Raw genomic sequence first — 12,906 nt, forward strand, 5'->3', positions numbered from 1 at the left:
CTTGAAGCTCTAAAACAGGAAAAATTAAAACCGCGACAAATAACTGTCTGGCTTTGAGACGATGCTCAGATGATTCAGCCCCGGCACGATCTCAACTGGAATATTTGCTTTAGTGAAAAGCTCCAGATGTCTTTCGGGAATATCGACTTCATCATCCGCACCCGTAAAAACCTTCAAAGGCGGAGAAAGCTTCAAGAGCTTTTCCATCACGTCGTCTGGTGGCGATGCGGCTTTTAGAAACTCTTTGGAGTAAGTGATCTTTTCCTGACCACTGCGCAGAGCTTCGGGCATATTGACCGCAAAACTTCCATCCTCATTCGGAGAAATCCAACCGCCATAGTTTGGGTAAAAAGCTTGCAGATGAGCCGGCAAACGCGGAGCCAGAGCCACAAACTTTGCAAACTGTTTGTGCAGTTCTGACGTCGCCACTCGCAACGTGAAACCGCCGCCCAGAGAATGGCCCGCTAAAGTGATTCGCGAAATCGCTCGCTGCATTTTTACGTGAATAAGCAACTCTTCCAGATCGATCTCAAGTTGATTTTCAGGAATGATATCGGAAACACCAAGGCTGGCGCCATGCCCGCGAAAATCTGGAGTCACGACATTCGCAACACCGGCTTGCGCCAACGCAGAAGCCAGCACGCACATGTAGCGACTGTCACTCCCCACCCCGTGATACAGAACAATCAAGTCCTCGCACCACGCCGGGTACAGGCGATAAGAAAGTGTGGCACCCTGTCGCGTTTTAAAAGTTTCCAAGGGAGCTAACTTTCCCAGAGGAATCTTAAACTTGCGAAGATCCAGGATGCGGCCTTTCATTACGCCAAGGCCTCTTGTTGTTTTTTACGAGTGTAATATTCGTAGTTGCCTTCGTAGATACGGATTTGATTTTTATCCACTTCAAAAACGCGTGTCGTGATTTCTCTTAAGAAGTGGCGATCATGGCTTACGATCATCACAGTGCCCGGGAAGTTTTTAATTGCTTCCAATAAAACTTCACGAGACTTGATGTCCAAGTGATTCGTCGGCTCATCCAGAATCAGAAGATTCACGGGTTGCGCCAAAATAGTCGCTAAAACTACGCGAGATTTTTCACCACCGGAAAGAATGGAAATTTTCTTTTCCGCTTCTTCGCCTGAAAATTTAAACGCGCCCAAAAGACTTCTCACAAAACCCAGTCCCGCATTCGGCATGCGCGCGTGCACTTCGTCTAAGATTGTCGACTTCGGATCTAAGACATCCAAAGAGTTCTGACTGAAATAACCAACATTGATAGAAGCACCAATATTGACCGCGCCATTTGTCGGCTCTGCATGGCCCGCGATAATTTTTAGAAGCGTCGATTTACCGGCCCCGTTCACGCCGACAACCGCAATGCGGTCCATGCGTTTCACCAAAGCATTGGCGCCAGAGAATACTAACTTCTCTTTACCATCATCGCGCTTCCAAATTTTAGAAAGCCCTTCAAACTTGACGACCTCATCACCACCGCGAGGGGGCACGGGCCATTCAAATTTGATTTCCGCTTCTTCCGGTGGAATTTCAATACGGTCAATTTTTTCTAACTTCTTCACACGCGATTGCACTTGCGCCGCGTGGGAAGCGCGAGCCGCGAAGCGAGCAATAAACTCTTCTTCCTTCGCTAGCATATCCTCTTGGCGTTTCGCCGCCGCGATCAATTGCTGCAAACGGATTTCGCGTTCTTTTTCATAGAAATCGTAGTTGCCGCCATAGACCGTGATAGTTTTATTGGCGATCTCGACAATTTTGGTGACCAGACGATTCATGAAATCGCGATCATGGCTTGTCATCAAAATCGCGCCGGGGAAGTTGCTCAACCACTCTTCAAGCCAAATGATGGATTCTACATCCAAGTGATTCGTCGGCTCGTCCATCAGAAGAACTTCAGGATTCAATGCCAGGATTTTCGCCAAAGCAATACGCATTTTCCAACCACCAGAAAAACTGTCGGTCGGACGATGATAGTCTTCAGGGCCGATACCAAGACCCGTCAAGATTTCAGCGGCGCGAGATTCAAGGTCATAACCACCTAAGCGTTCAAACTCCGCTTGCAGTTCACCGTACTCTTCAAGGATTTTCGTCATCTCATCCGCATCAAGCTCCGGGTCTGCAAGTTTGGTTTCGCATTCTTGCATGCGCGCTTGCATATCGCCGATGTTACCTACTGCCGACTTCACTTCTTCAATAGCCGAACGGCCCTTCATCTCTTCAATGTTTTGAGAGAAATAGCCAATGACGGTGCGATCGGATTTAGAAATCGTTCCGCCATCCACACCCTCTTCGCCCGTGATGATACGGAAGATGGTTGTCTTACCCGCCCCATTCGGTCCTACCAATCCAATTTTTTCGCCGGCATTGATTTGGAAAGAGCCATTGCGATAAAGGATCTTGTTACCGTGTTGTTTAGAGATGTTTGATAAGTGAATCATTCTTGTTTCCTATCTAGTTCGCGTGGGAGCGAGTCCAGTTGCGCGAGCGTCGCTCGCTCCACATCCTGCGCGGGCGCGCCCGCCGCGCGAATTTATATCTCGAAAATGGCGAAAGTGCGCTAAAAATTTTTAAATATTTTGCTTAGTTTGTATGCACTTTCCAGAGTGTACACGGAAAAATAAACTTCGGGAAAAAATCGCGCAAGGAAGCTTCAAGAATTTCAAGCACTTCGCGAAATGTAGAACGCTCTCACATGGTCTTAGTGTTGCTTTTTTAAGCCGGTGGAGGGCTTCTAAGATGGCAACCACGATCTACACAAGCTTCAAACAGCATATACTCGTAACGACATTCTTTTCGGCTCTGGTCCTGTCGATCGGATGTTCACAATCAGGGCAATTTCCAGTGACTCACCTCGGAGATTCCAACCAAAGTTCAGGCATTGTCGACCCGGCCCCAGAGACTCCGGAAACTGAAGAACCCACGACTCCGACAACACCGACAGAACCTGAAACACCCTCTTACAAAATGCAAGCCCTCGCCTGGGAAAGTACGAGCTACCCTCAGCGCACATTATGGTCCCAGCACTTGCAAAAGATTATCAGCACGGACTGGAACACCCTGCTTGCCGGAGCTGACGACATCGAAGACTTCTGCCCGACCTACTACAAGCTCGCTAACGATGAGCGCGCCAATGTGTGGGCGCAGCTCTTTGTGGCCATCACGAAATATGAGAGCGCTTACAGTCCGACATCTCGCATGCAAGAAACCACGATGGGGACCGACCCCGTAACCGGAAGACCTGTTTACTCTGAGGGACTTTTACAGCTCTCTTACCAGGACATCCAGTGGGCGCCTTGGTGCGAGTTTGATTGGTCAAAGGATAAGAGCCTTTCAGCCACAGACCCTAAGAAAACCATCTTGGACCCCTATCTGAATCTAGATTGTGGTGTCGGAATTATGGCCAAGCAGGTAAAAAATAAGGGGGCCATCGTCCTGAGCTCCGGAGTGTATTGGGCCGTGATCAAGAGAGGCGGAAGTTATCAAAAGATCAGCGCAATTCAGTCTATCGTAAAATCACTCGCTTTGTGCAAATAGTACATTCCAGCTAAAAAGCCAAGAAATAGGGAGCTTTTGACCTCAAGATCGTTTATCTTCGGGGCCACTTATTCTGAAAGGTTCCCTTTAATGACTCCATTGACAACTGTCGATAGTTTCGAAAGCTTTGGTCTGAGCGCGCCGGTGATGGCCGCTATGCTGGACATGGGCTTTACGACACCGACCCCTATCCAACGCCAAGCTTTGCCTATCCTCCTAGCAGGAGCTCAAGACTTCATCGGTCTTGCATCAACAGGCACAGGAAAAACAGCCGCATTCGGTATCCCTCTTGTAGAGTCTATCGATGCTTCCACAAAAGACACTCAAGCTTTAGTGATGAGCCCCACACGTGAGTTGGCTCTTCAAGTTGCCGAGCAATTGACTTTGCTAGGTAAGAAAAAAGGCCTTCGTGTTGTTACGATTTACGGTGGTTCTAGCTACCGCACTCAAATCGAAGGAATTAAAAGAGGCGCGCACATCGTGGTGGCAACACCCGGCCGTCTTGTGGATTTCCTAGAGCAAAAAATTATCAAACTTCAAAACGTAAAAACGGTCGTGCTTGATGAGGCCGATGAAATGTTGAACATGGGTTTCAAAGATGACCTCGAGTTCATCTTGAAAGCCACACACTCTGAAGGCGAAAGCTCTCACCGCGCGGCTTGCCGTACTTGGTTGTTCTCTGCAACTATGAGCGGCGATGTTCGCCGTATTGCTGAAACGTATTTGGAAAGCCCAGAAACGGTTCAAATCAATAAATCAACTGGCACCGCTGATACTATCGAGCAAGTTTACTACACGGTGAAAGATTCCGCGAAAACGGAAGTCATCGGTCGCTTGCTGCAAACTTTGCCTGAATTCTACGGCATCATCTTCTGCCAAACGAAAATGGAAGTGGCAGAACTGGCTGACATTTTGACTCAGCGTGGATTCCCTGCAGATTCTTTGCACGGTGATAAATCCCAACAAGAGCGTGAAGCGACTTTAAAAAAGTTCAAGCAACGCCAAGTCAAAGTGATCGTGGCTACTGACGTGGCGGCTCGTGGTTTGGATATCAAAGATCTAACTCACGTGATCAATCACTCTTTACCTTGGGATGCGGAATCTTATGTTCACCGTATCGGTCGTACGGGCCGTAACGGTCAAAAAGGAACAGCCATCACTTTGGTGAACCCAGAGCAATTGAATCTTCTTCGCCGTGTGATGAACACGACGAAAGCGGTTCTTACTAAGGGTGTTGTTCCATCTGCGGATGAAGTTGCGGGTCTAAAAATCAAAGACGTTTTAGATCGCGTCAGCACAATGCCTGCAGAAGGCGCTGAGCTTCAACTTGCTAATGACTTAATCCAAGACTTGATCCAAAGCGAAGACATCAATTTGCAAAACTTCTCGAAAGAAGAGCTTTTGGCTCGCTTTATCGTGGCTTACTTCCCGAAAGTATTCGTGAAGAAAGACCAGATGCTAGATTACATGGGCGATCGCATTCCTCGCGAATTGTTGCCGCGTGATCCTAACGACAATCGTTTCACTCGTGGTCGCAGCGATAGCGGTGGCCGCAGTGGTGGTGGTTACCGTCGCGGTGGTTACAGCAGTGGCGGCGGCGGTGGCCGTCGCTTTGAGCGTAGCGATCGTGGTGACCGTAACGAACGCAGTGATCGCGGTGGTGAACGTGCAGAACGTGGCGAGCGCACTGAGCGCAGCTTCGCTCCACGCGCAGAACGCCAAGAGCGCGCGGAGATCAATCCTGTTACGGGATATCGTCCACGTGCAGAAGCGTCAGCTCCCCGTCATGCGACGAAGCGCACAGAGCGTTCTGAGCGCGCTGAACGCAGCGAGCGCAGTGATCGTGGTAGTGAACGTGGCGAACGCCGTGATCACCCGGGCATTAAGCGTTTCCGCCCTGGGAAAAAGAAGTATCAAGACTAGTCTCACTCTGAGACGGTTGCTTTTTTCGGCAACCAACTGTTAGTGAGTTCGACAATGGGAAGGCCTCTATGCCTTCCCATTTTATTTTGAGATTTAGGCACCATGTTTGCTTTAGCTGTAGATATGGAGATGCCTATGAAAACTACGACATTTATTTTCACTTTTGTTTTCATGATGCTTGGGACACAAGCCGAAGCGACGAAACACTCAAGCGCTCAAGCTGGGACTTGCACTTCTTGCTCAACGGCTCAGAAAAATGCCCAACAGCAACTTCGCGACATTCGCAACACCATCACGGCTCAAGAAAAAGTGGAAGACATGATCGATGTGACAGAGATCATGACCTTTGCCGATCGCTGTGACAATTTCATCGATTCAGATGGATTAGGGTCATGGGGCCGCACCATTGCCGAAGAGATGCGTAAAGAGCGCTACGAAAACCTTTACCATGCGACTCCGGACTTACTTTCCGTCTGCCCCGCTTTTAATTCTTTAAACGACAATGGAAAAGAGATGGTGTGGGTGATGATCATCAATACCATGGTTCACCTTGAAAGCTCCTGCACGAAGTCGGTCACAGCTCGTGGTCCGAATGGAACTTTAAAAGGCCTGCTTCAACTTCACAAAGGTCGTGAACAAGTTTACGCCGAGGGCTGCCGTCGCGGTGACGCGGATTCTCCAGCGACAACATTCCGTTGTGGTCTTTCGATGTTAGATAAACAGATGGCTTCGCAAGACGCGCTTTTCTCTCGCAAATCTTATTGGGATGTATTACGTCCTCAGGCGCGCTCGCAAAAATACAAAAAAGTTAAAAAAGCCGTTAGCAATCTAGCATTCTGCAAATAGTTAGAACGATAAAAGTGCGGCTTTCAAGTCGTCTGCTACTTCTAAACCGCGGACGACTCCCATGCGAATCAATTTTTCTCTTAAGCTGACACGCAATGAGGCCAATCGCAAATCAGCGGGTTTGGCGCGGATTTCTCTTTGCATTTGCGCTAATACCGGGACGGCATCGAGGCTGATCGCGTCGACATCTTGAAAATAAATCACCACCCGACTGAAATCCTTCTTACCCAAAAGCTCTTGGCGACAGGCTTCCAAGGCCGGTACGACTTGGCTTGTTATTTCTCCTGTTAAAGAGACAACAAGCATGTTGTTTCTTTGGTTAAAGGCATACTGAAACGACTTCTGGTCTTCCAACGTACAACTCCCGCGAAATCGATGCTTTTTATCTAAGTTTTTTACAATTTTAACATAGCTCCCCATGCATTAAAGTTTTCTCATTCCTGTATCCCATGATGGAACGAATACACGAGGGCGACTTGGGACCCCATGGTAATTTGGGACCCGAATAAAGACGTGTTTGACAACTAGCTCGGTGGCTAATAACTCTGTGGGTCACATAAATGAGGGAGGGATCCTTTAATGAAATTTCTTACTCTGCTTCTGACATTCTTCTTAGTGACGACATCTGCATTTGCGGCTCCAAAAAAACAACAAGGGCCGGTGAAGATCAATCCTACAACTTTACGCCAACTTTTCTTGTCTCGTAATATCGACATCGCGATTGCGCTGAACGAAGTGCAACAGGCAAAGACGCAAGTTTCAATTGCTCGTGGCAACCTTCTGCCTTCTGTGAATTTAGGTGCCGTCATTTCTAGCGGACCTAGCTTCATGCTGACATCCGTAAGCATGCTTTTACCTTTCCTTATGCCTAGCAGCTGGTTGGACTTAAAAGAAAATACTTACCTTCTTCGCGCTCAAGGAACGTCTTACTATCTTGCGCAGTTAAACGGTTATGCTTCGGCTTATTCGATCTACTTGACGGTTCTGGGTGACATCGAACTTCGCAATGCTCTTCAAGCTCAATACGAAAACTACGAAGAGATCGCGGAAGCTCTGCGCTTGCCTGCAGAAGTGGGCATCATCCGCAAAGAAGAATACTTGCAAGCCCAAGCCCAAGCAAAGAACGCTTTGGTGCAAGTGTCGCAAGTGGATGAATTGATCAAAAGAGAAAAAGCGTCCGTACGTCAAATGCTGGGTCTTGAGCTGACTCAAGAAATTGTTTTTGAAGGAGCAAGTGTTCCTTCCTCAGCAGCGGAAAGCATGACTCCGATTGCTCTCTTAGAGAAAATCCACGAAAGCTCGCCAGAGACTGTGCAAATGAATGCGATGATCACTGCGGCTCAGTATAACAAGTGGAGCAAGGCTTTCAGCTTCTTGACGGGAAGCTCTTTAGGAATGAACCGTCCCGCTTCAGGTGGCGCGTTCAGCTCTGTGACTTCGACGGGTTCTGTGAACATGGGCTTTGGCTACTTCCCAAGTCTTGAACTTTCTAACCTGAATGTGGAGCAACTTCGTCTTCGTAAAAAAGAGTTGCGCTACGACCAAGCGGCTTTGATTGAGTCCACTTTAGGAGCTTTGCAAGAAGCTCACCGTCAGTATCAAGCGGCTTCTTTGGCAGAAGCTAATTTGCGTGAAGTGTACGATGCAGAATACAAGCGTTACCAATTAGGTATCACGGATATCTTGCACGTCCTTCAAGCCGGCAATTCTTTGACGACGGCTCTTTTGAATAAAGTGAAAGCGACGACGAATCTGCACACACTTCGTATCAGCCTTCACCGCATCATGATCTCAGATCAATTTGCGAACATTGAAAAGTGTACGATCGAGCGTCAAGGTTCTGGCGGCATCAAAGGGAAATTGGGTCGTATCTTTAAACCCGAAAAATACCGCGTCACTTTAGACGAAGTCTGCGGTAACTAATTTTTTCGGGTGAGACTATAAAGATTTTCTTTGGCCACGACCGACAAAGACAATTCAGTTCCGTCTTTATCTCAACCGTAGTTAGATATTATAAAAGGGCTCTTTAAGAGCCCTTTTTTTTACTGAACGCCTGAAGACGAAGAGCTATCTTGTCTTGGAGGGCGTCCCCCATGACCACCGCGACCAAACTTCGGTGGTTCAAAACCTTTTTCTTTTAAGCACGCATCCATCTGCGCCCGCGTTTCTTCATCTAAGGCCTGCGGTCTTTCACCTTGTACTGGTGCTGGCAACCCCAACTCTTCACGACAGGCTTCGAAAGCCGCGCGATGCTCTTCATGCGACTTACTGCGCGCGCTGTCCGTTTGTTGTGCCCAAGCCGGAGCCGAAAGTGCAAGAACAATACTTGTGGCGATATAGAGTTGAAGATCTGCAAGGGTTTGTCTTCTATTTTTCATAGGATTCTCCTTCGTTTGTTAGAATGAGAATAGGCAGACACTATGGAGGCAGAGTGGAAAAGTCTCATTTCAAGGCGGCCTTCTTCTGCCAATCTAGACCTTTTTAATTAGCCAATAGTTCGGCATTTCCTCGAACTTTGTAAGGTGATCCTTATTTATGTCATAATGTTTCAACATTCTAAAGAAGGACGACAATGAGATCTCTGATTCTGATTTTACCTGCCTTGATACTTGCGGCGTGTACGACGGCGCCCAAGAAAGAAGTTTCGACTCCCCCGCTCGCAGCCGAACCCGTTGCTGAAGAAACTACAGCTATTGATTACGTCGCCATCCAAAGACATCTGCAACTTGAAAGAGACCGTGATAGCTTGGGCTTTTCAGAAAAATCTTTTAACACTTGTGATACGGGCTATGGCTATTCACGTTCTCAGAACTGCCACAAAGAGCATTTAGTTGTGATTCACTTCCGTCTGCTCTGTCGCGATTCAGAGGGCACCATTTCGACGGTTCTTTCCGATGCCGACTTACAGCCTTTAAACGGTCGAAGTGTGCGCTGGAACTTAAAAGGTATTCAAGGTGTCACAACGACGGACAGCCAGGGTTACGGTCAAATCGTCACCGCGGCGGTCCCCTCGCAAAGAACCCAGCGTTTGAAATTGGCCGTGGGCTCGCAGTTTCTTTATATGCGCGCGAATGAAATTCAGAAAGTCATCACGCCTCAGCCTTGGTGCGATTCCTACTGATTTAGCGAATCAAACTGAGCTCTTCGTTTTTCTGCTGCAGATTCGACTCTAAAACGCGAATCTGCTGTTCTTGTTGGCGCACGTTTTCTTGGGCCTGCCGAATCTGTGAACTCAAAGTCGTCTGAGTATTTCGCGATTGGGATTGTGCCTGTTGTATCTGCACCATTTCTTGGCGTAATGCCGCGATCTCGTCACGAATATCCAAACGTGTTTGTTGAAGATCGGCTAAGGCCTGTTGTTTTTCCGCTTGAATAGCTTGAGTGTTTGCGACGGCTTGTGCGGAAACATCCGCTCGCTGCTGCTTTAAAACTTCAATCTGTTGCCTTTGCATTTCTAAAAGAGTCTGCAGTTCTGAAAGTCGCGCAGATTTTTCATTGATGTAGTTTCCATTATAAACCCAGAAGGTCCATTCTTGCTGAGTTTCACGAACAGCCGCTTCCATATTACGAATATCCTGATCTAATTGCTCTTTCAGCATCTGCGCCTGGCTGGTCTGATCGCGCATCAAATCAGAAGCGTGTTGGTTGATGTCTTCTTGAATGCGATCGAATCCTTGCAGATCCTCTAAAAAATCCTGAATCTGATTCGAGGTAGATCGCAACTGCGTGCCATAAGAACCTTGCGGAGAAATGGCGGAAGAACTATTGGGGTTCTGATTCTGCATGCTGTTTTGTGTGCGCGTACGAATTTCTTCTAAAAGCCTTTGTTGATTCTGAAGCTTTGTTCTTTCCTCATTGATCCGCTGCTGAAGCACAGTGATCTCGGATTGCACACGAGCGCGTTCCACGGCTAAGTTTGTCTCTGGCACGGCGGCCACAGTGCGAGTCGGACGCTCGGCCTGTTGCAGGATCAGACTTTGGGTCTCGCGCATTTCACGATTGACATAGAAGAGCCACACGGACACTCCGACGACAAAAGCGATAATAGCATAGAAAAGATTTTTACGTGTCATATGAAGAGTTTAACTGAAAGCTCTTCAAAAACGAATGCGGCCTGCCTAGACACTGTTTCTATACATCTGGCATCGACATGTTCGCGATATAAAATGGACTTATGAACACATATAACACACACGAAACACACTCTTATTGGATGGATTCGGTGGAGATGCCACCGACGAAAGCTTTGGACAAAGACCTTATGGTCGACACATGTATCGTCGGCGGAGGTCTTGGCGGATTGATCACGGCCTATCTGCTGATGAAAGAGGGACGCTCCGTCTGCGTCTTAGAGGCCCACGAATTAGGAAGTGGGCAATCCGGAAGGACCACCGCCCACTTCACAACGGCCCTGGACGATCGCTACTTTGAAATTGAAAGACTGCATGGTGAAGAAAAAGCTTCTATGGCAGCGGAAAGTCATCAAGCAGCTATTGATGAAATCGAAAACATCATCAAAGAAGAAGGCATTGAGTGTGAGATGCAACATCTCGACGGATACCTTTTCTTAGCCGAAGACGATCATTTAACGACGCTCGAAGAAGAATTCCGCGCCGCCACTCGTGCCGGGCTGATCGTCAAGCTGGTGCAACAACCTCCGCTAGGATTTGATTGTGGCACCTGTCTTTGTTTTCCAAGACAGATTCAGCTTCATCCCTTAAAACTCTTGCGCGGGCTTGCTGACGCTATTTTAAAAAAAGGCCAGGCGATTTTCACAAACACCGTCGTTGTCGATGTTCAAGGTGGAGAACAAGCCTTTGTTACGACTCGCGACGGTCACACTGTGCGAGCGCAAAATATCGTTGTGGCGACGAACTCTCCGATTAATGATCTTTTCGCTATTCACACAAAACAAGCTCCTTATCGAACTTATGTGGTGGCAGGACTTATTGAAAAAGGACGCTTTCCGCACGTGCTTTGTTGGGACACTGGAGACCCCTACCACTATATCCGCACCACGCCGTATTCAGTGACTCATGATCTTATTATTGTCGGCGGCGAAGACCATAAGACCGGACAGAATCCTTATCCTGAACACTCTTTACAAAAATTAGAAGAGTGGGCGCGCACTCGATTCCCTATTGAATCTGTGCGCTATCGTTGGTCCGGACAAGTGATGGAACCTGTCGATGCCATGGGATTCTTGGGTCACAACCCGATGGATAAGAACAATGTCTATGTTATCACCGGTGACTCTGGCAACGGCATGACCCATTGTGTGGTGGGTGGACTTTTGATCCGTGATCAAATCATGAATCGACCTAATCCTTGGCAAGATCTGTATGATCCAGGTCGCGTAAACTTAAAAGCCACGAAAGAATTTATTTCTGAAAATGCTAACGTGGCGGCTCAGTACACGGAGTATGTGACTCCGGATCACGTGAAGTCTTTAGATGATATTCCTGAGGGTGAAGGAGCGGTCATTAACTTAGGTCTTAAAAAAGTGGCCGTGTATAAAGACGAGGTGGGACACTTGGAATTTATGTCAGCCGTATGCCCGCACTTAGCTGGTGTGGTCCACTGGAACTCTTTAGAAAAATCCTGGGATTGTCCTTGCCATGGCTCGCGATTTGATTGCCATGGAAAAGTGATTGAAGGACCGGCCTTCGACGACCTCACCCCTGTTGGGCATAAAGATCGACCGAAGGATCAAGACAGTATTAGTCCGCCACCAGCCTGATGCCGTCATCGTCGATCGTGATAAGACGTTTTTTATAAAGGCCGCCTAAAGCCATCTTGTATTTCTTTTTGCTGACGCCAAAGAGTTTGTAAATTTCTTCAGGCGCGGTTTTCTCTGTCAAAGGAAGAAAGCCGCGTTTTTCATTTAAAAGTTCTAAGATTTTTTCACCGATATCGTCAGAACCTTTATGCCCCGCTTGTTGCAAGCTTAAGTCCACTTTTCCATCGGGGCGGATTTTCTTGATATACCCTTTTAACTTTTCACCATGGTACAGAGGTTGAAAAACTTCGTTTTCATAAAGAATGCCCCAGTGACGGCCATTGATCACGGCCTTGAATCCCAAATCAGTTTTGGCCGCGATAAAAAGATCTACGACGTCGCCTTCTTTGTAATCACCGGGCTCTTTATCAATGAAACGATCTAAGCGCATGCTCGCCGTAATGCGATCAGTTTTATCCAAGTAAATATGAACCACAACATACTGACCTATGCGCAGTTCGCGCGATTGCTCGCTATAAGGAAGAAACAAGTCCTTCGCTAAGCCCCAATCCAAGAAAGCACCGACTTTTTCGATAGCTTTGACTTTAAGGTGAGCAAACTCTCCCACTTGCGCAAAGGGTTCTTCGGTCGTGGCCATCAAACGATCTTCAGAGTCATAACAAATAAAGACTTCAAGCTCGTCACCGACTTCGCACGGGTCCGGCATATAACGTAAGGGAAGCAGAATTTCCCCGTCATCGCCGCCATCCAGAAAGACACCGAAATCCGCATGTTTGACGACCTTGAGTTTGTTAAAATGACCAATCTGTACCACGAGCTTATGTTCCTTTAATTTAAGGCGGACTATACCC

12 protein-coding genes are annotated in these 12,906 nt (G+C 47.7%); 6 read left to right on the forward strand and 6 right to left on the reverse strand.

Features of this window, described 5'->3' with window-relative positions:
• Positions 1-24 precede the first annotated feature (24 nt).
• Together AZI85_RS04175 and AZI85_RS04180 are read right to left on the reverse strand one after the other, a co-directional pair.
• Positions 25-819 (reverse strand): alpha/beta hydrolase, encoded by a 795-nt coding sequence (locus AZI85_RS04175; protein WP_063242903.1) that lies wholly within the window; start codon positions 817-819, stop codon positions 25-27.
• On the reverse strand, positions 819-2,450 hold the full coding sequence (locus AZI85_RS04180; protein WP_063242904.1) for an ABC-F family ATP-binding cassette domain-containing protein: 1,632 nt from the start codon (positions 2,448-2,450) through the stop codon (positions 819-821). The genes AZI85_RS04175 and AZI85_RS04180 overlap by 1 nt, the downstream gene beginning before the upstream one ends.
• A 298-nt stretch (positions 2,451-2,748) precedes the next feature.
• Here AZI85_RS04180 and AZI85_RS04185 point away from each other — a divergent pair, with 298 nt between their 5' ends.
• The 3 genes from AZI85_RS04185 to AZI85_RS04195 all read left to right on the forward strand — a co-directional run bounded on the left by AZI85_RS04185 (position 2,749) and on the right by AZI85_RS04195 (position 6,315).
• A complete protein-coding gene (locus AZI85_RS04185; protein ID WP_063242905.1) occupies positions 2,749-3,546 on the forward strand; it encodes a hypothetical protein in 798 nt (265 codons plus the stop codon).
• A gap of 90 nt (positions 3,547-3,636) precedes the next feature.
• Positions 3,637-5,469, forward strand: a complete 1,833-nt coding sequence (locus AZI85_RS04190) for a DEAD/DEAH box helicase (protein WP_253720834.1) — start codon at positions 3,637-3,639, stop codon at positions 5,467-5,469.
• Between the two features lie 135 nt (positions 5,470-5,604).
• Positions 5,605-6,315 carry a hypothetical protein gene (locus AZI85_RS04195; protein ID WP_155723917.1) on the forward strand — a complete coding sequence of 237 codons (711 nt, stop codon included), beginning with the start codon at positions 5,605-5,607 and terminating at the stop codon, positions 6,313-6,315.
• Here the strand turns inward: AZI85_RS04195 and AZI85_RS04200 are convergent, their stop codons facing one another.
• Positions 6,316-6,669 carry an STAS domain-containing protein gene (locus AZI85_RS04200; protein ID WP_253720835.1) on the reverse strand — a complete coding sequence of 118 codons (354 nt, stop codon included), beginning with the start codon at positions 6,667-6,669 and terminating at the stop codon, positions 6,316-6,318.
• Positions 6,670-6,894: 225 nt separating this feature from the next.
• Here AZI85_RS04200 and AZI85_RS04205 point away from each other — a divergent pair, with 225 nt between their 5' ends.
• A complete protein-coding gene (locus tag AZI85_RS04205; protein WP_063242908.1) occupies positions 6,895-8,238 on the forward strand; it encodes a TolC family protein in 1,344 nt (447 codons plus the stop codon).
• Between the two features lie 119 nt (positions 8,239-8,357).
• On the opposite strand, the gene AZI85_RS04210 is transcribed toward AZI85_RS04205, so the two are convergent.
• A complete protein-coding gene (locus AZI85_RS04210) occupies positions 8,358-8,693 on the reverse strand; it encodes a hypothetical protein (RefSeq protein WP_063242909.1) in 336 nt (111 codons plus the stop codon).
• Positions 8,694-8,887: 194 nt separating this feature from the next.
• Here AZI85_RS04210 and AZI85_RS04215 point away from each other — a divergent pair, with 194 nt between their 5' ends.
• Positions 8,888-9,436, forward strand: a complete 549-nt coding sequence (locus AZI85_RS04215) for a hypothetical protein (RefSeq protein WP_063242910.1) — start codon at positions 8,888-8,890, stop codon at positions 9,434-9,436.
• Position 9,437: 1 nt separating this feature from the next.
• Here AZI85_RS04215 and AZI85_RS04220 read toward each other — a convergent pair whose 3' ends face one another.
• Complete coding sequence (locus AZI85_RS04220) at positions 9,438-10,388, reverse strand: hypothetical protein (protein WP_063242911.1); 951 nt, start codon at positions 10,386-10,388, stop codon at positions 9,438-9,440.
• A gap of 101 nt (positions 10,389-10,489) precedes the next feature.
• Here AZI85_RS04220 and AZI85_RS04225 point away from each other — a divergent pair, with 101 nt between their 5' ends.
• Positions 10,490-12,055, forward strand: a complete 1,566-nt coding sequence (locus AZI85_RS04225) for an FAD-dependent oxidoreductase (protein ID WP_081110911.1) — start codon at positions 10,490-10,492, stop codon at positions 12,053-12,055.
• Here AZI85_RS04225 and AZI85_RS04230 read toward each other — a convergent pair.
• Complete coding sequence (locus tag AZI85_RS04230) at positions 12,036-12,869, reverse strand: CvfB family protein (RefSeq protein ID WP_063242912.1); 834 nt, start codon at positions 12,867-12,869, stop codon at positions 12,036-12,038. The two genes, AZI85_RS04225 and AZI85_RS04230, sit on opposite strands and share 20 nt — an antisense overlap.
• Positions 12,870-12,906: the final 37 nt, after the last annotated feature.

This window comes from Bdellovibrio bacteriovorus (assembly GCF_001592755.1).
Lineage (GTDB): Bacteria > Bdellovibrionota > Bdellovibrionia > Bdellovibrionales > Bdellovibrionaceae > Bdellovibrio > Bdellovibrio bacteriovorus_E.

Bases quoted from the DNA above. Each gene is read 5' to 3' on its own strand.
- AZI85_RS04175 (WP_063242903.1), bottom strand. From the start codon at position 819: ATGAAAGGCCGCATCCTGGATCTTCGCAAGTTTAAGATTCCTCTGGGA.
- AZI85_RS04220 (WP_063242911.1), bottom strand. From the start codon at position 10,388: ATGACACGTAAAAATCTTTTCTATGCTATTATCGCTTTTGTCGTCGGA.
- AZI85_RS04215 (WP_063242910.1), top strand. From the start codon at position 8,888: ATGAGATCTCTGATTCTGATTTTACCTGCCTTGATACTTGCGGCGTGT.
- AZI85_RS04205 (WP_063242908.1), top strand. From the start codon at position 6,895: ATGAAATTTCTTACTCTGCTTCTGACATTCTTCTTAGTGACGACATCT.
- AZI85_RS04195 (WP_155723917.1), top strand. From the start codon at position 5,605: ATGAAAACTACGACATTTATTTTCACTTTTGTTTTCATGATGCTTGGG.
- AZI85_RS04190 (WP_253720834.1), top strand. From the start codon at position 3,637: ATGACTCCATTGACAACTGTCGATAGTTTCGAAAGCTTTGGTCTGAGC.
- AZI85_RS04210 (WP_063242909.1), bottom strand. From the start codon at position 8,693: ATGAAAAATAGAAGACAAACCCTTGCAGATCTTCAACTCTATATCGCC.
- AZI85_RS04185 (WP_063242905.1), top strand. From the start codon at position 2,749: ATGGCAACCACGATCTACACAAGCTTCAAACAGCATATACTCGTAACG.
- AZI85_RS04225 (WP_081110911.1), top strand. From the start codon at position 10,490: ATGAACACATATAACACACACGAAACACACTCTTATTGGATGGATTCG.
- AZI85_RS04180 (WP_063242904.1), bottom strand. From the start codon at position 2,450: ATGATTCACTTATCAAACATCTCTAAACAACACGGTAACAAGATCCTT.